The organism is Solibacillus sp. FSL W8-0372, assembly GCF_037969735.1.
Lineage (GTDB): Bacteria > Bacillota > Bacilli > Bacillales_A > Planococcaceae > Solibacillus > Solibacillus faecavium.
The window spans coordinates 508,907-532,018 of the sequence record NZ_CP150204.1 but is presented as its reverse complement, the minus strand read 5'-3'; the positions used below and the strand labels follow the sequence as shown (position 1 = coordinate 532,018).

At 38.8% G+C, this 23,112-nt stretch carries 21 protein-coding genes; 1 reads left to right on the top strand and 20 read right to left on the bottom strand.

Annotated features, from left to right (window positions below; all coding sequences use genetic code 11):
• Window position 1: 1 nt before the first annotated feature.
• The 14 genes from MKY13_RS02655 to MKY13_RS02590 all read right to left on the bottom strand — a co-directional run bounded on the left by MKY13_RS02655 (window position 2) and on the right by MKY13_RS02590 (window position 13,085).
• Complete coding sequence (locus MKY13_RS02655; RefSeq protein WP_318245217.1) at window positions 2-460, bottom strand: low molecular weight protein arginine phosphatase; 459 nt, start codon at window positions 458-460, stop codon at window positions 2-4.
• Window positions 461-470: 10 nt separating this feature from the next.
• Window positions 471-968, bottom strand: a complete 498-nt coding sequence (locus MKY13_RS02650; RefSeq protein ID WP_191700798.1) for a manganese efflux pump — start codon at window positions 966-968, stop codon at window positions 471-473.
• A gap of 122 nt (window positions 969-1,090) precedes the next feature.
• Window positions 1,091-2,125, bottom strand: a complete 1,035-nt coding sequence (locus tag MKY13_RS02645; protein ID WP_191700797.1) for an L-threonylcarbamoyladenylate synthase — start codon at window positions 2,123-2,125, stop codon at window positions 1,091-1,093.
• Window positions 2,126-2,174: 49 nt separating this feature from the next.
• Window positions 2,175-2,771, bottom strand: a complete 597-nt coding sequence (locus tag MKY13_RS02640) for a stage II sporulation protein R (protein WP_191700796.1) — start codon at window positions 2,769-2,771, stop codon at window positions 2,175-2,177.
• Between the two features lie 44 nt (window positions 2,772-2,815).
• Window positions 2,816-3,679: a peptide chain release factor N(5)-glutamine methyltransferase gene (gene prmC / locus MKY13_RS02635; RefSeq protein ID WP_191700795.1), complete on the bottom strand. Its 864-nt coding sequence runs from the start codon at window positions 3,677-3,679 to the stop codon at window positions 2,816-2,818.
• Complete coding sequence (gene prfA, locus MKY13_RS02630) at window positions 3,666-4,742, bottom strand: peptide chain release factor 1 (RefSeq protein ID WP_191700794.1); 1,077 nt, start codon at window positions 4,740-4,742, stop codon at window positions 3,666-3,668. Before prfA ends, prmC begins: the two co-directional genes overlap by 14 nt.
• Window positions 4,743-5,195: 453 nt before the next feature.
• Window positions 5,196-5,768 carry a thymidine kinase gene (locus tag MKY13_RS02625; RefSeq protein WP_191700864.1) on the bottom strand — a complete coding sequence of 191 codons (573 nt, stop codon included), beginning with the start codon at window positions 5,766-5,768 and terminating at the stop codon, window positions 5,196-5,198.
• 612 nt (window positions 5,769-6,380) lie between these two features.
• Window positions 6,381-6,581 carry a 50S ribosomal protein L31 gene (rpmE, locus tag MKY13_RS02620; protein WP_191700793.1) on the bottom strand — a complete coding sequence of 67 codons (201 nt, stop codon included), beginning with the start codon at window positions 6,579-6,581 and terminating at the stop codon, window positions 6,381-6,383.
• Between the two features lie 374 nt (window positions 6,582-6,955).
• Window positions 6,956-8,239 carry a transcription termination factor Rho gene (gene rho, locus MKY13_RS02615; RefSeq protein WP_191700792.1) on the bottom strand — a complete coding sequence of 428 codons (1,284 nt, stop codon included), beginning with the start codon at window positions 8,237-8,239 and terminating at the stop codon, window positions 6,956-6,958.
• A 178-nt stretch (window positions 8,240-8,417) separates the two neighbouring features.
• Complete coding sequence (gene glpX / locus MKY13_RS02610) at window positions 8,418-9,383, bottom strand: class II fructose-bisphosphatase (RefSeq protein WP_191700791.1); 966 nt, start codon at window positions 9,381-9,383, stop codon at window positions 8,418-8,420.
• A 152-nt stretch (window positions 9,384-9,535) separates the two neighbouring features.
• Window positions 9,536-10,813 (bottom strand): UDP-N-acetylglucosamine 1-carboxyvinyltransferase, encoded by a 1,278-nt coding sequence (locus tag MKY13_RS02605; RefSeq protein WP_191700790.1) that lies wholly within the window; start codon window positions 10,811-10,813, stop codon window positions 9,536-9,538.
• A gap of 64 nt (window positions 10,814-10,877) precedes the next feature.
• A complete protein-coding gene (fsa, locus tag MKY13_RS02600; protein WP_191700789.1) occupies window positions 10,878-11,528 on the bottom strand; it encodes a fructose-6-phosphate aldolase in 651 nt (216 codons plus the stop codon).
• Window positions 11,529-11,666: 138 nt separating this feature from the next.
• Window positions 11,667-12,521: a class II fructose-bisphosphate aldolase gene (locus tag MKY13_RS02595; protein WP_339215118.1), complete on the bottom strand. Its 855-nt coding sequence runs from the start codon at window positions 12,519-12,521 to the stop codon at window positions 11,667-11,669.
• 186 nt (window positions 12,522-12,707) lie between these two features.
• Complete coding sequence (locus MKY13_RS02590) at window positions 12,708-13,085, bottom strand: response regulator (RefSeq protein WP_191700787.1); 378 nt, start codon at window positions 13,083-13,085, stop codon at window positions 12,708-12,710.
• A gap of 129 nt (window positions 13,086-13,214) precedes the next feature.
• Here MKY13_RS02590 and MKY13_RS02585 point away from each other — a divergent pair, with 129 nt between their 5' ends.
• On the top strand, window positions 13,215-13,778 hold the full coding sequence (locus tag MKY13_RS02585; protein WP_339215115.1) for a DUF2529 family protein: 564 nt from the start codon (window positions 13,215-13,217) through the stop codon (window positions 13,776-13,778).
• Window positions 13,779-13,895: 117 nt separating this feature from the next.
• On the opposite strand, the gene MKY13_RS02580 is transcribed toward MKY13_RS02585, so the two are convergent.
• The 6 genes from MKY13_RS02580 to MKY13_RS02555 all read right to left on the bottom strand — a co-directional run bounded on the left by MKY13_RS02580 (window position 13,896) and on the right by MKY13_RS02555 (window position 23,111).
• Window positions 13,896-15,500 carry a CTP synthase gene (locus MKY13_RS02580; protein ID WP_339215113.1) on the bottom strand — a complete coding sequence of 535 codons (1,605 nt, stop codon included), beginning with the start codon at window positions 15,498-15,500 and terminating at the stop codon, window positions 13,896-13,898.
• A 239-nt stretch (window positions 15,501-15,739) separates the two neighbouring features.
• Window positions 15,740-16,318 carry a DNA-directed RNA polymerase subunit delta gene (rpoE, locus tag MKY13_RS02575; RefSeq protein WP_191700784.1) on the bottom strand — a complete coding sequence of 193 codons (579 nt, stop codon included), beginning with the start codon at window positions 16,316-16,318 and terminating at the stop codon, window positions 15,740-15,742.
• Between the two features lie 414 nt (window positions 16,319-16,732).
• On the bottom strand, window positions 16,733-19,975 hold the full coding sequence (icmF, locus tag MKY13_RS02570) for a fused isobutyryl-CoA mutase/GTPase IcmF (RefSeq protein ID WP_339215111.1): 3,243 nt from the start codon (window positions 19,973-19,975) through the stop codon (window positions 16,733-16,735).
• A 92-nt stretch (window positions 19,976-20,067) separates the two neighbouring features.
• Complete coding sequence (locus tag MKY13_RS02565) at window positions 20,068-20,703, bottom strand: TetR/AcrR family transcriptional regulator (RefSeq protein WP_191700782.1); 636 nt, start codon at window positions 20,701-20,703, stop codon at window positions 20,068-20,070.
• A gap of 3 nt (window positions 20,704-20,706) precedes the next feature.
• Window positions 20,707-21,843, bottom strand: a complete 1,137-nt coding sequence (locus tag MKY13_RS02560) for an acyl-CoA dehydrogenase (protein ID WP_191700781.1) — start codon at window positions 21,841-21,843, stop codon at window positions 20,707-20,709.
• Window positions 21,844-21,974: 131 nt separating this feature from the next.
• Window positions 21,975-23,111, bottom strand: coding sequence for an acyl-CoA dehydrogenase (locus MKY13_RS02555; RefSeq protein ID WP_191700780.1), 1,137 nt, complete (start codon window positions 23,109-23,111; stop codon window positions 21,975-21,977).
• Between the last annotated feature and the right edge of the window lies 1 nt (window position 23,112).

The following is a 23,112-nucleotide window of genomic DNA, read 5'->3' as shown; positions in this document are numbered from 1 at the left end:
GTTAAATTTTTCCCTCCAACTGTAATTTGGTCTCTAGTTTATTAATCGCTTCGTTTAGTTGGTCATATGTCTGCTCATATATTTGCAGGTTGCCTCCAAATGGATCTTGAATATCCGGTCCACCCTCCATCGCTACATATTCTTTTAACGTAAACGTTTTATGTGCAGCTTCTTCAACAAGATTAATGACCATTTCTTTATGTGCCGTCGTCATAGTTAAAATCAAGTCTGCCCACTGTGCATCGTTCTTTGTAAATTGCGAAGAATGATGGGGTTGAAAAATATCCTTTTGCAATAATATTTCTTCGGCATTTCGGGACATCCCATTTCCCTCGTAGGCATAAATACCCGCAGAACGTACATTTATATTCTCATAATTTTTAGCTTTTAAAATTGCTTCTGCCATAGGACTTCTACATGTGTTTCCTGTACAAATAAAGTAAATATTTATCTTCCTCACACCCTCTAATCTACCATTTTAATAACATAATACTCATTACAATCAGTAATAATCCAGCAATTTTCTTTAATGCGTTATTTCTCAAAATAGTAGTTTTTTGCGCTACTACTAAAGCTGCATAAGACAATAAGAATGTGGATAACCCTGCACTGATAATAAAAACATATTTTTCTAAATTTAGCATACCAAAAGATAGGCTAACTGAAAAGGTATCAATGCTCGCAAATATGGCAATAATCGGTAAAGATATGGCAGGGAAACTTTCATCTTTTTTTGACAGCAGTAATTGCAAACCTACAAAGAATAGTAATATTGTAGAAAGGCTTGTTGCCCAGTTATTTAAATACACGGCTATCCATTCCCCAAAACGGTATCCTATTAACGGGAAAATCATATGTAATAATGCCGTCCATAACGCTAATAACCACTTAGCTTTAACATTTGTAGCAATTAAATAAAGTGCAACGACATCAAACGACATTAATATCCCAGCAACCACTTCCTGCATTTTTTCCCCTCTTCCTCTATGCGCTGTTGTAATTTATGCTTTTCCAATTAAAATTATCCTACAGATTTACACACAACAAAAAAAACCACATCTACAAAATTTGCAGAATGTGGTCATAAAGATTATTTAAGGGAAAACCAATTGCCGCCAGCTGCTTTTTCCAGGCGGTTCATAATTGCTGTCCCTACCCCGGATTTTGTTGTAGCCGTTGCTAAAATAATTGTTGCATCTGTTTTATCACAAGCGCGCAAAGCATCATACAAAGTTGCACTCATCTGTTCAAGATTATGCGCTTCGCCAAAGGAAAAATAGTAGTCTACTTTTATATCTTTAAAGCTTTCTGGAGCCAATAGAGCAACTTTATGCTCAGATTTTAATTGTTTTATTGCATTTTCAATTGTTTCTTTATTTGCATCTATTAAATAAACAGGTGCATTTGGTGCATAATGGATATATTTCATCCCTGGTGCTTTCGGTGTCGACTCAATTTTTTGTTGTTCAATGCTTGGCTCATCTACCGGACCGATTACTGCTTCTAGCATTTCTTTCGTTACTCCACCTGGACGTAAAATAACAGGGGTATTTAACGTAACATCGAGTACGGTTGATTCTACACCGATCCCTGTCATTCCCCCATCTAAAATGCATGGGATAATACCCTGTAAATCTTCGAAAACATGATCCGCTTTTGTCGGGCTTGGCTTCCCACTGCGATTTGCACTTGGCGCAGCTAATGGTGCTTTTAAAGTTTGCAGCAGTTTGAGAGCAACCGGATGATTAGGCATACGGATGCCAACTGTATCTAAACCCGCTGTTACGCTCGGTGCCAATATATTTGGTTTTGCATGCATAACAATTGTGAGTGGACCTGGCCAAAAAGCCTCCATGCATAATTTAGCAACTTCAGGAATATATGATGTATAGAGGGATACTTCTTCCGCAGTTCCAATATGTACAATAAGCGGATTATCGGAAGGACGACCTTTTGCATCGAATATTTTTTTCACTGCTTTCTCGTCTGTTGCCACTGCACCCAGCCCGTAAACTGTTTCGGTAGGAAATGCAACAACTTCCCCCTTTTTCAACAAATCCACAGCTTGTGTATAATTTTCTGAATTATCCACAAAATAATCCACAGTTAATTGTAAAGTTCGCATCATTTCATCCCCCTATCTATAAGTATTTCAAAAGATTATCCACAATTTGTTAATAACTAACAGTTACCTGTGTATATTCTTTTATTTTCTGTTGATTACTTTTTTGTTTATTTTTCTTCCACCATTCAGAAATATAAAATGTTGGTCGTTCAGTTTTCGCTGGTTCATCTTTTTTACAAAGCGTTGGAAATACTGCACAGAACCAATTTTCTCCGCGTCCTTGTCCAATAACAAAATTGACAGAATAATATTTATTTTGTGGATAAAACTGCCCTAAATACCATTTTGGCGGCATTAAGTTATCCCCAAATTTATATGAAACTTTTAATTGTGGGTAAGTTTTCTGAATTTCTTGATAAATCTTTTCCACACTGTGGATATCTTCCGAAAAATCTGATGTTTCCTGCATATAACCTTGAATTGTTTCTACGACCTCATACTTTACCAATTGATCAGCTTTTGTTGAGCTATTTGCAATTACACGGATTTTTAACTGCTCATCGCTTAGCGCCTGCCCTTCACGTACCCCCTCTACAAAATCAGGTACTATACAAGCTGCACTATATATAAACAACACACTTATTAGTAATTTAGCAACCGCTAAAAATAGATTGGATTCATTTTTAATATCGTAATCATGTAACATTTTCATTCCCCCTTGCAAAACATTGTTTACAAGGAATCTAGTTTTTATTCACTAATCTCACAAAAAATAATTCGATCTTTTTTATTTATATCTTTAACTATTGTTACATCAGCATTTGGGAAGCTCTTTTTGAAAAATCCAGCTACAGCTTCTCCCTGGGTATAGCCAATTTCAAGTCCGATTAAGGCAGGTGTATTCATAATCGCCGGTAAATTTTCTGCTAGTTTACGATAAAGCAACAGTCCATTTTCCTCGGCAAACAATGCACTATGTGGTTCATGTGCTACGACTACATCCGACATGTCCTTCATTTCATCAAACGCGATATAAGGCGGATTAGATAATACGATATCCCATTTTTCATTGGCAATCGGTGTTGTTAAATCACCTTGCTTAAATGTAATTTGTGCGTGGAGTTGCTCTGCATTTTTCTTCGCTTTTTCCAATGCGGCTTCCGAAATATCCGTTGCTGTTACATCAAGATTCGGGCATTCTTTTTTCATCGTAATAGCGATTGCTCCACTACCTGTTCCGATATCCGCAAATTTAAGTTCTTTTTTTTCACCGAATAGCTTTTGTATCCGCTCTATTGTCCCAACGATCAATTCTTCCGTTTCAGGACGTGGAATTAAAACCGACTCATCCACATTGAAAGTTCTTCCATAAAATTCTTCTATACCTGTAATGTATTGTATAGGGCGTCCTTTAATATGTTCCTGCAAATAAGCGTCAAATTGCTGATGATGTTGAACTGCGAACGGCTCATGCATTTTCATCATCAAGCCTGAATAATTTGTCTGTAAAATATGCTGCAATAGTAATCTTGCGGCATTTCCTTCGCGACCGTTTTCCTCTAAAAAAGAAGAAGCCCCATTCAGGGCCTCAAAAATAGTTTTATGCATCTTCATTTAAGTTGGCTAAGCGTGTTGCTTGCTCATCTAAAATAAGTGCATCAATGATTTCATCCAACTTACCTTCAACAATTTGATCAAGTTTTTGAATCGTTAAGCCAATTCGGTGATCTGTTACACGGTTTTGTGGATAGTTGTAAGTACGGATACGTTCAGAACGGTCGCCTGTTCCTACTGCTGTCTTACGTGTTGCATCGATTTCAGCCTGTGCTTCTTGACGGTGTTTATCCGCTACACGCGCTACTAAAATTTTCATCGCTTTTTCTCGGTTTTTAATTTGTGAACGCTCATCCTGCATCGAAACGACAACCCCAGTTGGTAAGTGGGTCATACGTACAGCGGACATAGTTGTATTTACTGACTGACCACCTGCACCTGATGAAGCGAATGTATCAACGCGAATATCCTTTTCATGGATTTCCACATCTTCTACATGTACTTCCGGTAAACACGCAACTGTTGCAGTTGATGTATGAATACGGCCTTGTGATTCCGTAGCCGGAACACGTTGAACACGGTGTGCACCGTTTTCATATTTGAATTTTGAATAAGCACCTTGACCGTTAATCATCAAGATTACTTCTTTATAGCCACCTGCCGGATTTGGCGTTGCTTCCATAATATCCACTTTCCAGCCTTGTGTTTCTGCATAACGTGTATACATACGGAACAAGTCACCAGCAAAAATATTCGCCTCGTCACCGCCAGCAGCACCGCGGATCTCCATAATTACGTTTTTCGAATCGTTCGGGTCTTTTGGAATTAATAAAATACGCAGACGTTCTTCCAAATCGGGAACTTGTTTATTTAAGTCGTTAAACTCTTCCTTCATCATTTCAAGCATTTCTGCATCTTTTTCAATTTCCATTAATTCGCGTGTATCAGCTAGTTGCTCTTTTACTGATTTGTATTCACGATATACGTCTACCATTTCCTGAATATCGGATTGCTCTTTTGAATACTCACGTAATTTGTTCGAATCACTTACGATATCTGGATCGCTCAGTAATTCATTTAATCTTTCATATCGGTCCTCAACCGCCTGTAAACGATCAAACATTTGTATTTCACCTCTAAAAGTTATTTTATTTTATTTCCTCACATTACCATGTGTTGATTTCCATTCCGGGTCGGACGCTTTCCGCGGGCACGAGGCCAATACGATGTTGGTCACAAAAGCGTCGCCACAGGACGTGGCGTTCTTAGCTTTTGTTCCTTTTGCTCTACCTCGTGCTCCTGCGATTACTCGTCGCAAATAGCCATTTGCTATTCCCGCAGGAGTCGCCTCCCCTCCATTCCAATCAACGGTCTTTAACATCTAGTTTTATTATCTTCATCTTTAATGAAGCATCAAATTAATTTCTCGAGTTACGTTAAAATGCACCTTTACTAGTATAAAGAAATTTCACGGTTGTTGCTACCTCTACGGCGAACTTTATTCATATCATTTATACTTTGCATAAATACATTTAGGATTCCAGTTTTCTTTGAAATATATACTATATGCCTGAAGTTATAAAGGTGGGTTTGAATGACATTTACGACAAACGGGATAATAACTATCATTACCCCCAATTTGGATTTGATCACCTGTACGAACGGGTTTTTTATTTTCATCTACTCTTAAATTCATCGTCGCCTTTTTATGGCAGAACCAGCAAATTGTTTTCATTTCTTCAATTTTGTCAGCATAAATCGTCATGTAACGGCTACCTTCAAACAGTTCGTTCTGGAAATCATTTTTTAAGCCGAATCCCATAACCGGTATATTCAACTCATCGACAATTTGAGTCAATTGAAGAACATGCTCTTTTGATAAAAATTGAACTTCATCAACGAGTACACAGTATAATTTCCCTTCATGATCTTTAACGATCTCATAAATATTTGTATCATTAAAAACGGCAATTGCCGGGCGTTTTAAACCAATTCGGCTTGATACCACTCCTACTTCATCACGTGTATCAATGCCTGATGTAAATATAAGAACTGATTTATTTTGTTCTTCATAATTGTGAGCAACTTTTAAAATTTCAATTGATTTCCCGCTGTTCATTGCACCATGTTTATAAAATAATTGAGCCATTATAATTCCTCGTTTCTCCACGTAATTACAGACAAAAGAGCATGGGACAAAACGAAAAATATCTATTTTTTCAAAGAAAAAATAGATATTTTTCTGTTTCTGCCAGAATTGATTTCCGTTACAGGGACGCTTTCCGGGGGCACGGCCTGAGCCTGTAGTCTCAGGCGTCGCGCTATTCCCCCAGGAGTCGCCCCTTCACTTCAATCAATTCATATAATATCAATTTCTACATAAGAGTATTTTCCTTTTACAAAGAAATTTCTACTTATGTCCCAGCCTCTTTACTTTTTATTTTTCTTCTTTTATCTTAGCTATTTTTTCACGATTCGTCTATTGCAAACGATGCTGTACTTTAAGAAAACTTGTGTGAAAGACTTCTAATATAACTAAATTTTTGCTAATATAATTTTATTTTTTCTAATAAAACTCGTGTCTTCTAATAAAGTATGTATATTTTCTAATATACGTTTTCCGTTTTCGAATATACTTTTCATGCTTTCTAATAACCATTAAAAGTATTCTAATAACTTCACAATATGATCTAATATAATTATTTTGCTTAATATAAAAATCAAAAACCCATCTCCAACAACGTGGAGATGGGTTAAGGTATTATTTCATACCATATTTTTTGTTGAACTTATCAACACGTCCGTCAGCAGAAGCGAACTTTTGACGACCTGTATAGAATGGGTGACATTCGTTACAGAACTCGATTGAGATCTTTTCTTTAACTGAACCTGTTTCAAAAGAATTACCACAAGAGCAAGTTACTGTTGCTACTTTGTAATCTGGGTGGATACCTTGTTTCATATTCGTTTTCTCCTCTCGCCCTGAACCATCCGGAACAGAGTATTTTCGAACTGCACCTTACATAGCCCGAATATGTCACTACATACGTAATGTGTGGAGGTCAGCTATATATGTGCACGTTTCATACTTAAAGAATTATAGCAACAATTAAAATAGGTTGCAACTATTTTTGATTATTTTATGAAAAGCATTGGAATACAATTCGTTACCTTCACATGAAGATTGATTTCCATTCCGGGTCGGACGCTTTCCGCGGGCACGGCTCGAGCCTATAGTCTCTCCCTCGCGCTATTCCCGCTGGAGTCGCCTCCCCTCCATTCCAATCAACTTTCCTAAAATAGCTTATAATCTTTCAGCAATTACTTGATGAAAGATTACAATAACCCTTTACCGTTCGTTGCTTTTTTCATATCCGTATCAAGCTTCTCGAAAAATTCTTCATTTGATTTCGTTGTGCGTATTTTGCGTAAAAACTTCTCGCCGAAATCATGAGAGTCACTAAATGTTTTACGGATTGCCCATAACTTATCCAACTGATCTTTCGGAATAAGAAGCTCTTCTTTACGCGTACCTGAACGGCGAATATCTAGTGCCGGGAAGATACGGCGCTCTGCCAAGCTGCGGTCTAAGTGTAATTCCAAGTTACCCGTCCCTTTAAACTCCTCGTAAATCACTTCATCCATACGGCTACCTGTATCGATAAGAGCAGTCGCCAAAATTGTTAAACTACCACCCTCTTCAATATTACGAGCCGAACCGAAGAAACGTTTTGGACGATGGAATGCAGCTGGGTCAATACCACCTGAAAGTGTACGGCCACTTGGCGGAATAACTAAGTTGTAAGCACGTGCTAAACGCGTAATGGAGTCCATTAAAATAATGACATCACGCTTATGTTCTACTAAACGACGTGCACGTTCTAGTACGATTTCCGCTACTTTCACATGATTTTCCGGCACTTCATCAAAAGTAGAAGAAACAACATCAGCGTTTACTGAGCGCTCGATATCTGTTACTTCCTCTGGACGCTCATCAATTAATAATACGATAAGTTCCGCTTCCGGATGATTTGTCGTAATTGCATTGGCAATTTCTTTTAATAAAGAGGTTTTACCTGCTTTTGGCGGTGCCACAATTAACCCACGTTGACCAAACCCAACAGGAGCTACTAAATCCATAATTCGTGTTGAAAGTTTTGTAGGTACTGTTTCCAATTTAATATGACGGTCCGGGTAAAGTGGCGTTAATGCAGGGAAATGCACTCGCTCTTTAGCTACTTCCGGATCTTCGCCATTTACTGCATCAACTTGCAATAGTCCATAATAGCGTTCGTTTTCTTTTGGAGGACGAACTTTTCCAGATACTTTATCTCCATTTCGTAAATCAAAACGGCGAATTTGCGAAGCTGAAATGTAAATGTCCTCTTTCGAAGGGGAATAGTTAATCGGGCGTAAAAATCCGAAGCCATCTGTAGGAATGATTTCTAAAACACCTTCCATGAAAAAGAAGCCTTCCTGTTCAGAGCGTGATTTTAAAATCGCAAAAATAAGTTCCTTTTTATTTAGCTTACTAGCATTCATAACTTTAAATTGCTTCGCTAAAGCATATAATTCTTTTAATGTCATGCTTTCTAATTGAGCAATGGTTAATGCTGTCATAGGTTTTCTCCAGTCTATTAATTTTTTGGGCTTTTACATATAGAAAATTTAGGAATGCGCGTTGGAAGAAGATTCACTTATTTGAAAGATGCCCGGCTATTATACCGGGCATTAATTATATAATATCGTAAATTAAATGAAAATGGGTTTTTCTATGTTAATTACAATATATGAGAAGTTAGAGTTGACCGTACTTTGGCTTTTTGGCAATACTGTGGCGCCCTTCGATAAAGCGTACTGTACCGGATTTTGCGCGCATTACAACCGAATGTGTCAGTGCATAGGAACCTTTATATTGAACACCACGTAAAAGTTCTGAGTCAGTAACAGCAGTCGCTGCAAAAATTGCATCGTCGCCCTTAACTAAATCATCCATCATTAATACTTTATCTACGTCGATGCCCATTTTTTTGCAACGTTCTAGTTGTTCTTCATCTTCCGGAACTAGTTTAGCTTGGAAATCGCCACCTAAACATTTTAATGCTACTGCTGCGATAACACCTTCCGGAGCGCCACCCATACCAAACATAATGTCGATACCTGTTTCGTCAAAAGCTGTATTAATTGCAGCCGCTACATCGCCATCTTGAATAAATTTAATACGAGCACCTGTTTCACGAATTTCATCAACAATATGCTGATGACGCTCACGATCTAAAAGTGTTGCTACAACATCAGAAATATCTTTATTTTTTGCCTTAGCTACTTGCAGTAGGTTATAAGTAACAGAGGCATTAATATCAACTTTACCTGCTGCTTCTGGACCTACTGCAATTTTATCCATATACATATCCGGTGCGTTTAAAAGATTTCCACGGTCTGCAATAGCCAGTACTGTCATCGCGCCATTTGTACCTTTTGCTACGATATTCGTACCTTCTAATGGATCCACTGCGATATCAACTTCAGGTCCGCCATTTCGAAGCCCTAATTCTTCACCGATATAAAGCATCGGTGCTTCATCCATTTCTCCTTCACCAATTACAACTGTCGCATGCATTGGGATTGTATCAAACATAACACGCATCGCTGTTGTTGCTGCGTCATCTGCTTCATTTTTAAGTCCGCGTCCCATCCATTTCGCTGATGCAATCGCTGCTGCTTCTGTTACACGTACTACTTCCATTGATAAACTACGTTCCATTTTGTGTTTGCCTCCTGTAATCGGGTAAAGCCGATTTTAACAGCATTAAAAACCGCTGTTTTGAAATTGTATAATTAACTTAACATTATTTTCAAATTTAATTTTAACATATTCTAAAGGTGCACGAATTTGCGCATCAATTATGGCAAATTTTATGCTTTATTATTCGTTTTAATGACTGATGACTCTTTGCGGATATTCGCACCTAACGCACATAATTTTTCAATTAACGAACTATACCCGCGTTCGATATGATGAATCTCATGGATTTCTGTCTCACCTTTTGCAATTAAACCGGCTAAAACCAATGCCGCACCTGCACGTAGGTCAGTTGCTGTTACAGCCGATCCTTCTAAAGAAACGGGTCCTTGTATAATTGCGGTATTCCCTTCTACTCGTGCCTTTGCACTCATGCGACTTAATTCATCGATATGTTTGAAGCGTGCTGAATAAATTGTGTCCGTTATCATTGAAGCGCCTTCTGCTTGGGTCATTAATACCGATAATGGCTGCTGTACATCAGTTGGAAACCCTGGATATACAAGAGTTTTAACATCAACTGCCTGTAAATTCGTTTGTTTTGGAATGTACAAACTTTCTTCGTTTTCTTCCACGATTACGCCCATTTCCCGAAGCTTCGCTGTCACTGCCTCTAAATGTAGTGGAATAACATTGTCGATTACTACGCCATCACCAATCGCCGCTGCCATTATCATAAATGTTGCAGCTTCAATTCGATCCGGAATAATCGTATGCTTCGTTCCTTTTAACTCATCGACACCTTCAATACGTATAACACTTGTACCAGCACCTTTAATATTTGCGCCCATATTTGTCAAAAGTGTCGCAACATCAATAATTTCAGGCTCTTTAGCAGCGTTTTCAATAGTTGTTTTACCTTTTGCCCGCACTGCTGCCAGCATTATATTAATTGTTGCACCTACACTTGCCACGTCTAAATAGATTTTTGCGCCGATCAGTTCATCTGCACGCAAATAAATTGCACCGTGCTCATTCGTCACTTTTGCACCTAAAGCTTCAAATCCTTTAATATGCTGATCAATTGGACGCGGACCTAAAAAACAGCCTCCTGGCAAACCAATTACGGCTTGCTTAAAACGTCCTAACATAGCACCCATCATATAGTAGGATGCCCGTAATTTTTTTACATTGCCATTCGGCAGAGGCATTGCTACCATTTTCGACGGGTCGATTGTCATCTTCCCATCTTCAAATGTTACTTCCCCACCGATTTCTTCAAGTAGTGCTTTTAATGTCCACGCATCCGAAATCTCGGGAATTCCTCCAATTGTAACGGAAGAATCCGCCAAAATTGATGCAGGAATTAAAGCAACTGCACTATTTTTTGCACCACTAACAGTAATTTTCCCTTTTAGTCGACGTCCGCCTTGAATTTTAAATACATCCATTTTGTGTTCTCCCTTATAATTGGACAAATTTCACAATGAACCAGATTGCTGTGAAGTATTCTTATTATTTCCCTTCACGCTTTGCCCAATCCGCTAAAAATCCTTCAATTCCTTTGGCTGTTAATGGATGGTTAAACAGTTGCTGTAAAACTTTGTATGGTGTAGTTGCAATATGTGCACCTGCCAATGCAGCTTGCGTAATATGTTGTGGATGACGAATAGAAGCAGCAATTATTTCAGTATCAATCTCATGGATTGCAAACATTTCTGCAATTTCACGAATTAATTCAACACCGTCTTGACCAATATCATCTAAACGTCCTAAAAATGGAGATACATATGATGCGCCTGCACGAGCGGCCATTAATGCTTGGTTTGCAGAGAAAATTAATGTCACATTTGTTTTAATCCCTTTTTCAGAGAAGTGTTTACATGCTTTTAAACCATCTGGAGTCATCGGCAGTTTTACAGTAATGTTTGGGTGAATTGCCGCTAATTCTTCCCCTTCACGAATCATGCCTTCAGCATCTAAAGAGATTACTTCACCAGACACCGATCCGTTTACTAATTCCGCGATTTCACGTAAGCGATCGTGGAAATTTACACCTGATTCTTTCGCTACTAATGAAGGGTTCGTTGTTACACCTGAAAGAATACCCCAAGAGTATGCTTCTTTAATCTCGTCAAAGTTTGCTGTATCAATAAAAAATTTCATTTATATGTCCTCCGATTTATGTGTACTTAGAAAAACACATCCCGCCCAGTTGTGAACGAGATGCTTGAAGTTGAAAACAAGTGTTCACAAAGAAATGTGCTCTACTTTGCGCATTTCTTTTGTGGAATCATTTATTTGTTAAGCTTTCCCCGAGCTACCGAATTCACGCATTTTTCCGATAACTGTCGCTTTAATCGCTTCTCGAGCCGGCCCTAAATATTTTCGTGGGTCATATGTTTTCTTGTCGCCATCCAAAAATTCACGGATCACTTTAGTCGCCGCGATTTGGTTTTCTGTATTTACGTTAATTTTAGCTGTACCTAACGAGATAGAACGTTGAATATCCTTTGTTGGTATTCCAGTACCACCATGTAAAACTAAAGGTACATCCGTTAGTGTAGAGATTTCTTCCATTTCAGTGAATCCTAAGTTTGGCTCCCCTTTATAAGGACCGTGTACTGAACCTAGTGCTGGTGCAAGGCAATCTATTCTTGTAGCTTCCACTAAAGCTTGGCACTCTTGTGGGTTAGCATACATAATACCACCGATAACACCATCTTCCTCGCCACCTACTGTACCCAATTCAGCTTCTACAGAAACACCTTTTGCATGAGCATATTCAACAACAGATTTTGTTGTTTCTATATTTTCTTCGAATGGATGATGTGAAGCGTCAATCATTACAGAAGTAAAGCCAGCATCGATTGCTTCTTTACATTTATCGAAGCTCGAACCATGGTCTAAATGAATGGCAACTGGAACTGTTGTTTTATAGCTTTCCATTAAGCCCTCAACCATTTTTACAACAGCAATGAATCCGCCCATATATTTACCGGCACCTTCTGACACACCTAAAATTACCGGTGATTTTTCTTCTTCTGCTGCCTGTAGAATAGCTTGTGTCCACTCTAAGTTGTTAATATTGAACTGACCTACTGCATAACTTTCTGCTTTTGCTTTAATTAACATTTCTTTCATTGAAACTAACGGCATTATTAAAATCCTCCTCGAAGATACATAAATAGTTTGCTACTAGAAAAACATAGTTTGTGCAATATGCTTTTTTTAAGTATTTTTTCTATTGTCAATTCTATGCAAATTTAAAAGAATTGATATAAACAATCAGATTAATCATAACAAAAACAGACAGTATGCGCTACTGCCTGCTCACCGGTTAATTTATATTTTTTCGTGGATTGTTAATATTTTTTTGACCTCATCACGTATTTCAAATATATTGAATGGCTTAGAGAAGTACTTTGTCACGCCGAGTTCTGTTGCGGTATCAATCATATGCTGTTCAACGTACGCTGTCATCATTATTACCGGTAAATCTGGATTTTCACTTTTTAAATGAGCTAAAATCTCCAATCCATCCATTCCAGGAATTTTCATATCCAGTAAAACGCAATCTATTGCATTTTCCTTTGCTATTTTTAATGCATCGTAACCATTTGCAGCCAGATGTGTAATAAATCCTTCTTTTTTAAATAATTCATCTAACAGCAGCCTTATCCCTCTTTGATCATCTACGATTAATATATCCCTCATAGTCATTCCCCATTTACGATAATGATTTTATATTACTAAATTCAATTTTTATCTTTATTTTCCTTCTTTTACAATAAGTATATATGATTTTGCTTTTTCTTGAGCACAATTTTATAATAGCTTTGAGGTGGAATTATGTCTAAAATTTTAACTACTCAATTAACAGGGCTATTTCAGCGCATTCAACAGTCCGAAGAAGAACCGATTGAGGAAACAGCCCGTTTATTGGCACAGGCGGCAATCGGACAAGGAACTATTTACTTTGCTTCTTTTGGTGAAATGGAAGCTGTCGCAATCCATGCAGAGCTTGGCGCAAATCCTTTTGCAAAGTTTGCCCGTTATACGGATGAGGTAGAGTTGCTGCCAGCCGATCGTCTCATTATTTTTACGCAGCATGCAACGGATGAACAAGCGTTAAAGCTCGCGCAAAAACTACATGATGACTTTATTCCCTTTGCAGCTGTCGCAAGTGAGGTTGCTGAGACCGGCAATAAATTAAGCGAGCTTGCCTATACGTATATTTCATTAAAAGTACGCGGGGGAATTTTACCCCATCCAACAAAGCTTGGTGAGCGAATTGTATTTCCTCATTTAATGGCTGCTTTATATATTTATGAAGCAATTAAAATGGAATTTGATGAAATGCTGGTCGATGATGAAGAAGATGACGAAGAGGAGTCTATTTCTCCATTTGCTTAATTCGCAAACGATTCTTATTACGTTTCAATACGTAATAGGGGTCGTTTTTTATACGGACTTTCAGTTTCCCCAAAATAAAAGCGTGCCCCATTTAAAATAGGACACGCTTCTGAAGCATTATTTTCGGTTGTTAAACGCAGCTCCAACAAACTCACGGAATAGTGGCTGTGGGCGTTGTGGGCGAGAAATTAATTCTGGGTGGAATTGACCTGCCACAAAGAATTTTTTCTCTGGTAATTCAATAATTTCTACTAACTTATTATCGGGTGATACGCCTGAGAATACCAAACCTTCCGCTTCCATTGCTTCACGGAATTCATTGTTGAACTCGTAGCGGTGACGGTGACGCTCATACACTAATTCTTCACCATTGTATGCAGCGCGTGCGCGTGATCCTTCTTTTAATTTACATGGATATAGTCCAAGACGTAACGTACCGCCTAAATCGATCTCCTCAGATTGATCTGGCAGGAAGTCAATGATTGGGTACTTCGTGTTTTTATCTAATTCTGTTGAATGTGCACCATCTAATCCCATTACATTACGCGCAAATTCAACAGTAGCCATTTGCATACCTAAACAAATACCGAAGAATGGAATGTCATTTTCACGTGCATAGCGAATGGATTCGATTTTACCTTCAACACCACGGTCGCCGAAACCACCTGGTACTAAAATACCGTCTGCTTGTCCTAATAATTGCTCCACGTTTTCAGCTGTAATATTCTCAGCATTAATCCAGTCAATTTCGATATCCGAATTGTAAACATAACCTGCATGCTTTAATGCTTCTACTACTGAAATATACGCATCCTGAAGCTCTACATATTTACCGACTAATGCGATACGTGTTTTATGTTCTAAGTTTTTCACTAAATGTACAAGGTCTTTCCAATCTTCCATATTTGCCTGTGGTGCGCTAATGCGGAAATGGTCAAGAACGATTTGGTCGAATCCTTGTGCATGTAAGTTTAATGGTACTTCATATAAATGTTCGGCATCACGCGATTCGATAATATCAGAAGATTGCACGTCACAGAATAGCGCAATTTTCTCTTTCATATCCTGAGGTACCGGCTGTTCAGTACGTAAAACGATAATGTTTGGCTGAATACCTAATGAACGCAACTCTTTTACAGAGTGCTGTGTTGGCTTTGTCTTCATTTCTCCTGCTGCTGCGATGTAAGGCATTAATGTACAGTGGATATACATGACATTTTCATGACCTAGATCACGACGCATTTGACGAATTGCTTCAAGGAAAGAAAGGGATTCGAAGTCACCTACTGTACCGCCAATTTCCGTAATTACCACATCCGCCGAAGTTTCACGGCCTGCACGTTGAATACGGTCTTTAATTTCATTTGTTACATGAGGAATTACTTGAACTGTGCCACCGTTGTAGTCACCACGGCGCTCTTTATTCAATACAGACTGATATACTTTACCAGAAGTTACTGTTGAGTGTTTTCCTAAATTAATATCAATGAAACGCTCATAGTGTCCTAAGTCTAAATCCGCCTCTGCGCCATCATCAGTAACGAAAACTTCACCGTGCTGGTAAGGGCTCATTGTACCTGGATCGATGTTTAAATACGGATCAAACTTTTGGATTGTTACTTCCAATCCACGGTTTTTTAATAAACGACCTAAAGAAGCAGCTACAATTCCTTTACCAAGAGATGATACTACCCCACCTGTTACGAATATATACTTTGTCATATAATAAATTCCTCCTTCTTTCTAAAACAAATTAGAAAAACACCCGGTTACTTGCTTGAAGCAAGTGAATGTTTTTCTAATATACATATAAAAAAATAAAAAACGCTCCTCCTGCATCAGTTTGCAGGGGGAGCGTATTACTTATACGGTCAATCTCCTTTTTAAAGGAGCCCAAGTAAAAGATTATACGTAACTGAAAAAGAAGTCAAGCACTTTCAATTTTTCAATTGAAACACTACTTATTTTAAATCTTCTTCCTCTTCCAGCTCTTCATCCAATTCCTCTTCGTCGTCATCCTCGATAATAAATGTATCATCTTCATCGATCAGCTCTTCATCGATGTCGGCGTCGATTTCCTCGATGTCTTCTTCTACAAAGTCAATGTCTTCTTCCACTTCATCTTCATCGTCTTCGTCGTCTACGAATTCATCATAATCTTCCTCGAATAATACATCCTCTTCTTCAAGGTCAAGTACTTCTTCATCTTCGTCATCCGCGACTTTAGCTTTCTTTTTACGCGTCTTAATAGTCGGTGCAGTTTCTTCTTCGATTGTTTCTACTTTATACCATTCACGTAATCCCCAACCATTTTCCTGGTTTAATAAGAAACGACCTTCTACATTTAAGTCTGTATAAAATTGCACTAAACGAGATTTCAAGTTTTCATCGGAAATTCCATTTAATTCTTGGATACCTTTTAATAATTCATTTAAAGGCATTGCTTGTTTTTTTTCTTCTAGTAGTGCGTATGCTAAGTCGATTAATGACTCTTCTGCTAATTGTTCATCTGTCATACCACGAAAGTTCAAATCGTGCACGTCCTTTCTTATCTTACATATCTATTTATCCAGAGGCACTATGTTCATTCAACCACACTCAAACACCAGCCGAATGAAGATAAGCATAATACCCATTATATACAAACATGCCATCACTATGCTAGTTTCATTTCTTGTTTTTTAAATTTGTTGCTTTTTTATATGCTACATAAAATAAAATGAATGATAATATCAGCAAAGGGACTGCTGCTAATTGCTGATTGTATAAAAAGAAGGTTGCGATCAGGCATGCTAATATCAAAATGTAATGTAAATATTGCTGCACAATGCCGCACCTTCTTCCTTTAAAATATCATGTGTTTACTAGTATAACGAAATTTACTGTCCACGTGGTATGCCAAATTAATTTATTTGCAATTTTTGCAAAATATTAGTGATTTTTTGCTTTTTCTATTACATATTGCGTCGGTATTGACCGCCAACTTCATAAAGTGCTTGTGTAATTTGCCCTAAGCTTGCTACTTTTACAGTTTCCATAAGCTCTTCGAAAATATTGCCACCCGTTTTTGCAACTTCCTTTAACTTATTAAGTGCTTCAGCACAAATATCCGCATTTGCACCTTTAAAACTTTCTAAATTAGCAATTTGTAAATCCTTTTCTTCTTTTGAGGCACGTGCAATCTCCATATTATTGATCGTATCCTCAGAAGGCGGATTTGGATTTAGGTACGTATTTACCCCAATAATCGGCAGTTGCCCTGAATGCTTTAAATGCTCGTAATACATTGATTCTTCCTGAATTTTTCCGCGCTGATACTGTGTTTCCATCGCACCGAGCACACCACCGCGGTCATTCATGCGATCAAATTCCTCAAGCACTGCCTGCTCCACCAATTGTGTAAGCTCCTCGATAATGAAAGCGCCTTGTAAAGGGTTCTCATTTTTCGATAAACCATGCTCTTTTGTAATAATCATTTGAATCGCCATTGCACGACGAACCGATTCTTCTGTCGGGGTAGTTATAGCCTCATCATATGCATTTGTATGCAATGAATTACAGTTATCCTGTAACGCCATTAATGCCTGTAATGTTGTACGAATATCATTAAAATCGATTTCTTGTGCGTGCAGGCTGCGACCCGATGTTTGGATATGATACTTCAGCTTTTGTGAGCGTTCATTTGCCCCATACTTTTCACGCATAACGACTGCCCAAATACGGCGGGCTACACGGCCGATCACTGTATATTCAGGGTCCAGACCATTCGAGAAGAAGAAACTTAAGTTTGGTGCAAAATCGTCAATGTTCATACCACGACTTAAATAGTATTCCACATACGTAAAGCCATTTGCGAGTGTAAATGCCAGCTGTGAAATTGGATTTGCTCCTGCTTCGGCAATATGATAACCCGAAATCGAAACAGAATAGTAATTGCGGACTTTATGATCGATGAAATATTGTTGAATATCCCCCATCATACGAAGTGCAAATTCTGTAGAGAAGATGCATGTGTTTTGCCCTTGATCTTCTTTTAATATATCCGCTTGTACAGTACCGCGTACAACTTGCAATGTTTGTTCTCTTGTTTCCGTAAACTCTTCCATAGTTAATGTACGACCAAGCTCTTGTTCGTGCTTACGTACTTGTTGATCTATTGCTGTATTCATAAACATCGCCAAAATAATCGGTGCCGGTCCATTTATAGTCATCGAAACGGACGTTGAAGGTGCACATAAATCAAAGCCTGCATAAAGCTTCTTCATATCTTCAAGTGTACATATACTTACTCCTGATTCACCAACCTTCCCGTAAATATCCGGGCGTGTATGAGGGTCCTCCCCATATAGTGTTACTGAGTCAAATGCAGTTGATAGGCGCTTTGCATCATCATCCTTCGATAAATAATGGAACCTTTTATTTGTACGTTCTGGTGTTCCTTCGCCAGCAAATTGACGTTTCGGATCTTCTCCTTCTCGTTTGAACGGAAACACGCCTGCTGTATAAGGGAATTCCCCTGGTACATTTTCTTTATACACCCAGCGTAAAATTTCACCGTAATCTTTATAGCCCGGTAATGCTACTTTTGGGATTTTTAAGCCGGCCAAAGACTCTGTTCGTAAAATGGTTTTAATTTCTTTATCGCGTACTTTAGTAATTAGCTCATCACCCGCATACGCTTCTTTTAATGTTTGCCAATTTTTTAGAATACGCTTTGATTCTGCTGTTAGTTCATTTTGTACCCCTTCCAATAAAGAATTAATCGACAAAATCAATGCTGTTTCACTTTCGTTCAGCAATGCTTTTGTTCCTTCGAGCTGATACCATTTTGTTGCGAGGTTTACCTGTTGTTCTGCATGCTTATGATAGTTACGTACTGTTTCTGATATTTCGCGTAAATAGTAGCGGCGATCATTTGGGATGACAATGTTTTGCTTTTGGGTTTTCACAAATTGCTCATAGGAAGTTTCCCAATTGTAGCCGAACTTTTCGTTGATTTTGGATACGAGTGCAGCAAACAATGAATTCGTTCCTAAATCGTTAAATTGTGAAGCGATTGTCCCGAATACCGGCATTTTTTCAATTGGCTCTTCCCATAGCTCACGTGAACGCTGGAATTGTTTTTGCACTTGGCGTAGTGCATCTTCTGAGCCTTTTCGCTCGAATTTATTGATTGCGATTAAGTCGGCAAAATCTATCATATCAATTTTTTCGAGCTGTGTTGGCGCACCAAACTCACTTGTCATTACATACATTGAAAGATCTGTATATTTTGTGATTTCTGCGTCCCCTTGCCCAATACCGCTTGTTTCGACAAGAATTAAGTCAAATCCTGCTGCTCGTACTACATCGAGTACATCGCCAATTGAGCTTGATAATTCTGTATGCGAGCCACGTGTTGCCAAACTACGCATATAAACCCTATTATTAAAGATGGCATTCATACGAATACGGTCACCAAGCAATGCACCGCCTGTTTTTTGCTTCGTTGGATCGACTGATATAATAGCGAGCTTTTTATCCGGAAACTCTTGCAGGAAACGGCGGATTAATTCATCCGTTAATGAAGATTTCCCTGCGCCACCAGTACCGGTAATTCCAATAACTGGTGTGTTTAAGTTCTTGCTACGTACAAGCTGCAGCATATTTTGAATCTCTTCTCCATCACCATTTTCGGCAGCTGTTATTAAATTCGCCAAAACTTCCGGTGTATCTGTCGAAAGCTTTTCTAAAAGCTCTTTATAACTCCCTTTTAATGTAGAAAAGTCCGCGCCTTCTAGCTTTTTATTAATCATTCCTTGTAAGCCTAATTGACGACCATCCTCCGGCGAGAAAATGCCGGCAATCCCATACTCATGGAGCTCTTTAATTTCACGTGGTAAAATAACTCCCCCACCACCGCCAAAAATCTTAATATGCGGGGCACCTTTTTCACGAAGTAGGTCATACATATATTTAAAATATTCCATATGTCCACCTTGGTATGATGATATCGCTATCCCTTGTGCGTCTTCCTGTATAGCAGCGTTAACAACTTCCTCTACTGAACGGTTGTGACCTAAGTGAATTACTTCTGCACCACTTGATTGTAAAATTCGGCGCATAATATTAATCGAAGCATCATGACCATCAAAAAGACTAGATGCTGTAACGAAACGAATATGATTTTTTGGTTTGTATACTTCAATTTTCCCCATTTTATTACCCCTTTGTTATAGTGAAATAATGAAAAAACACCATACAAAGCACACTTCCTAAAATAGTTGCTCTACATGGCGTTTTTCCTTTCTTATTTTTCAAACTGCATAATGCCTTGTAAAAACATTGTTGTTTGCAATTCAATATATTCTTCAATTGTATAGCGTTTTTGTAACGCCCATTTACGGAAAGCCCAACTTTGCCCCTGAACGACAATTTGATGCGCCGCCAAATAGATGGCATCGTTTGATAACGATAAATTACCAGAGTCGACACAATCTTTTAGTATACGCTCAAAAATCGCGACCATTTCAATCTCCTTGTCGAGAATATAATGCATTGCTTCTTTCGGCAGTGACTTCGTTTCCTGATACATAATCGTAAACTCTTCAGGCATTTTATCAATGAGCAAATAATATTGACGGATTGCTTTTTCCAAACTTGCCACTGAACCTATTTCAGAAGGAAATTCCAATAAACATTCCGTCACTTCATTGAAGATATTGTCACATACTAAAAATAAAACATCTTCCTTAGTCCGAATATATTCATACAATGTCCCAATTGAAAATCCGGCAGCCTTTGCAAGTTCTCGTGTTGTTGCACGGTGGAAGCCTTTTTCCTTAAAGAGCTTCACGCCTGCATCGATAATTTGCTGGCGACGCTCTATAATTTTATTTTCATCCTTTATTGACGATCGTACGTGCAGCTTATCATTGTTCGCCATACACTATTTCGTAATCATACGCGAAATTACGAGGCGTTGAATCTCTTGTGTGCCCTCATAAATTTGCGTAATTTTCGCATCACGCATATAACGCTCTACCGGATAGTCTTTTGTATAGCCGTAGCCACCAAAAACCTGAACAGCTTCTGTCGTTACTTTCATCGCTGTATCTCCCGCAAGCAGCTTCGCCATTGCCGATGCTTTTCCGTATGGTAAATCGTTTGATTCCAACCATGCTGCTTGGTACGTCAATAAACGTGAAGCTTCAATTTCTGTTGCCATATCTGCAAGTTTAAACGAGATACCTTGATTTGCTGTAATCGGTTTTCCGAATTGGACACGCTCTTTTGCATAGTCAACCGCTGCGTCCAATGCGCCTTGTGCAATTCCTACTGCCTGTGCAGCAATCCCGTTACGTCCACCATCAAGTGTTTTCATGGCAATTTTAAAGCCTTCTCCTTCTTCACCTAACATATTTTCTTTCGGCACACGGCAATTATCAAAAATAATTTCAGTTGTAGGAGATGAACGAATTCCTAGTTTTCTTTCCTTCTTGCCTACTGAGAAGCCTGGGAAATCCGCTTCAACGATAAAGGCAGTTGTACCGTTTTTCGCCTCTGGATCTGTTACTGCAAACACGACATAAATATCTGCGATTCCACCATTTGTTATAAAGATTTTTGAGCCATTTAAAATGTAGTCATCGCCGTCTTTTACCGCATATGTTTTCATCCCGCCAGCATCTGAACCTGATGCCGGCTCTGTTAAGCCGTAAGCACCGATTTTCTTGCCTTCAGCCATTGGTCGAAGATATTTTTGTTTTTGCTCTTCATTTCCGAATTTAAAAATTGGCCATCCTGCAAGTGATGTGTGTGCAGACAATGTTACCCCTGTTGATGCACATACTCGTGATAGCTCTTCTACTGCGATACAGTACGCTAAGTAGTCAAAGCCTGCTCCGCCGTATTCTTCCGGCCATGGAATACCCGTTAAACCTAGCTCTGCCATTTTGTCAAAAATGCCGCGGTCAAATTCTTCATGCTCATCGCGGTGTTCCGCTGTTGGTGCTACTTCATTGATTGCAAAGTCGCGAATCATTTCGCGTAGTTGTTGGTGTTCTTCTGATAATTGAAAGTTCATATCCCCATATCCCCTTTAAATTTAGATTACCTGTTAATTTCCGTTACGGTTACGCTTCCCACGGTTTTAAGCATTTGTTCCTCTTTACTTGCGACCACCGAGAAGCAACCTTAACTACATATCAAAAATGCCTATCCAATCACATGCTTACTAATAACAATGCGTTGGATTTCGCTTGTGCCTTCATAAATTTGCGTAACTTTTGCGTCACGGAAATAGCGTTCTACTGGATAGTCTTCTGTATAGCCATAGCCACCGAAAATTTGTACTGCTTCAATTGCCGTGTCCATCGCTGTTTGTGAAGCAAATAATTTGGCCATTGACGCTTCCTTACCGCATGATAATCCTTCACTTCGTAAGTTTGCAGCACGGTAAACGAGTAGCTTTGCCGCTTCAACTGCAGTCGCCATATCGGCAAGCTTAAAACCAACACCTTGCTGCTGGGCTATCGGTTTTCCAAATTGAATGCGCTCTTTTGCATAATTCGTCGCAGCTTCCAACGCAGCTTCGGCAATGCCTAAGCTTTGGGCTGCAATACCAATCCGACCTACATCTAAATTGGCCATTGCAATTTTAAAGCCTTCCCCTTCCTGCCCTAAAAGATTTTTGGCAGGAATACGCATGTTTTCGAATGTTAGCTGTACTGTTCTAGAGCCATGCAGTCCCATTTTGCGTTCATCTTTGCCGATAATTAGGCCTGGTGTATTCTTTTCTACAATAAATGCTGAAATACCGCGTGATCCCGCTTCAGGATTTGTAGAAGCAAAAACGATATATACATCGGCTTCCCCGCCATTAGTTATGAATACTTTTGCACCATCCAGTACATAATGCTCTCCATCTCGGATTGCCCGTGTTTTTAAAGACGCTGCATCACTTCCTGCACTTGGTTCTGTTAAACAAAAGGCCCCAATATATTCACCACTTGCAAGCTTCGGTACATATTGTTTCTTTTGTTCATCATTGCCGAAATACAAAATCGGATTTGTGCCAACAGACGTATGGACTGATAAAATCACACCCATTACTGCACTCACTTTCGATAGCTCATTGATGGCAATAATATAGGAAGTAAAGTCCATTTCCGCCCCACCGTATTCAGCAGGTGCTGTAATGCCCATTAGGCCGAGCTCCCCCATTTTTGTTAGTAAATGCCTGGGGAATTCACCCGCTTCCATTTGCTCGATAAATGGCTCGATTTCAGTTTTGGCAAAATCACGAACCATGTTACGCATCATTATCTGCTCATCAGTAAATTGTAGATTCATA

Excerpts from the sequence above, each read along its gene's own strand:
- MKY13_RS02650 (WP_191700798.1), bottom strand. The coding sequence starts at position 968 with ATGCAGGAAGTGGTTGCTGGGATATTAATGTCGTTTGATGTCGTTGCA.
- MKY13_RS02645 (WP_191700797.1), bottom strand. The coding sequence starts at position 2,125 with ATGCGAACTTTACAATTAACTGTGGATTATTTTGTGGATAATTCAGAA.
- MKY13_RS02640 (WP_191700796.1), bottom strand. The coding sequence starts at position 2,771 with ATGTTACATGATTACGATATTAAAAATGAATCCAATCTATTTTTAGCG.
- prmC (WP_191700795.1), bottom strand. The coding sequence starts at position 3,679 with ATGAAGATGCATAAAACTATTTTTGAGGCCCTGAATGGGGCTTCTTCT.
- prfA (WP_191700794.1), bottom strand. The coding sequence starts at position 4,742 with ATGTTTGATCGTTTACAGGCGGTTGAGGACCGATATGAAAGATTAAAT.
- MKY13_RS02625 (WP_191700864.1), bottom strand. The coding sequence starts at position 5,768 with ATGGCTCAATTATTTTATAAACATGGTGCAATGAACAGCGGGAAATCA.
- rpmE (WP_191700793.1), bottom strand. The coding sequence starts at position 6,581 with ATGAAACAAGGTATCCACCCAGATTACAAAGTAGCAACAGTAACTTGC.
- rho (WP_191700792.1), bottom strand. The coding sequence starts at position 8,239 with ATGACAGCATTAACCATTGCTCAATTAGAAAGCATGACATTAAAAGAA.
- glpX (WP_191700791.1), bottom strand. The coding sequence starts at position 9,383 with ATGGAACGTAGTTTATCAATGGAAGTAGTACGTGTAACAGAAGCAGCA.
- MKY13_RS02605 (WP_191700790.1), bottom strand. The coding sequence starts at position 10,813 with ATGGATGTATTTAAAATTCAAGGCGGACGTCGACTAAAAGGGAAAATT.
- fsa (WP_191700789.1), bottom strand. The coding sequence starts at position 11,528 with ATGAAATTTTTTATTGATACAGCAAACTTTGACGAGATTAAAGAAGCA.
- MKY13_RS02595 (WP_339215118.1), bottom strand. The coding sequence starts at position 12,521 with ATGCCGTTAGTTTCAATGAAAGAAATGTTAATTAAAGCAAAAGCAGAA.
- MKY13_RS02590 (WP_191700787.1), bottom strand. The coding sequence starts at position 13,085 with ATGACTATGAGGGATATATTAATCGTAGATGATCAAAGAGGGATAAGG.
- MKY13_RS02585 (WP_339215115.1), top strand. The coding sequence starts at position 13,215 with ATGTCTAAAATTTTAACTACTCAATTAACAGGGCTATTTCAGCGCATT.
- MKY13_RS02580 (WP_339215113.1), bottom strand. The coding sequence starts at position 15,500 with ATGACAAAGTATATATTCGTAACAGGTGGGGTAGTATCATCTCTTGGT.
- icmF (WP_339215111.1), bottom strand. The coding sequence starts at position 19,975 with ATGGGGAAAATTGAAGTATACAAACCAAAAAATCATATTCGTTTCGTT.
- MKY13_RS02565 (WP_191700782.1), bottom strand. The coding sequence starts at position 20,703 with ATGGCGAACAATGATAAGCTGCACGTACGATCGTCAATAAAGGATGAA.
- MKY13_RS02560 (WP_191700781.1), bottom strand. The coding sequence starts at position 21,843 with ATGAACTTTCAATTATCAGAAGAACACCAACAACTACGCGAAATGATT.
- MKY13_RS02555 (WP_191700780.1), bottom strand. The coding sequence starts at position 23,111 with ATGAATCTACAATTTACTGATGAGCAGATAATGATGCGTAACATGGTT.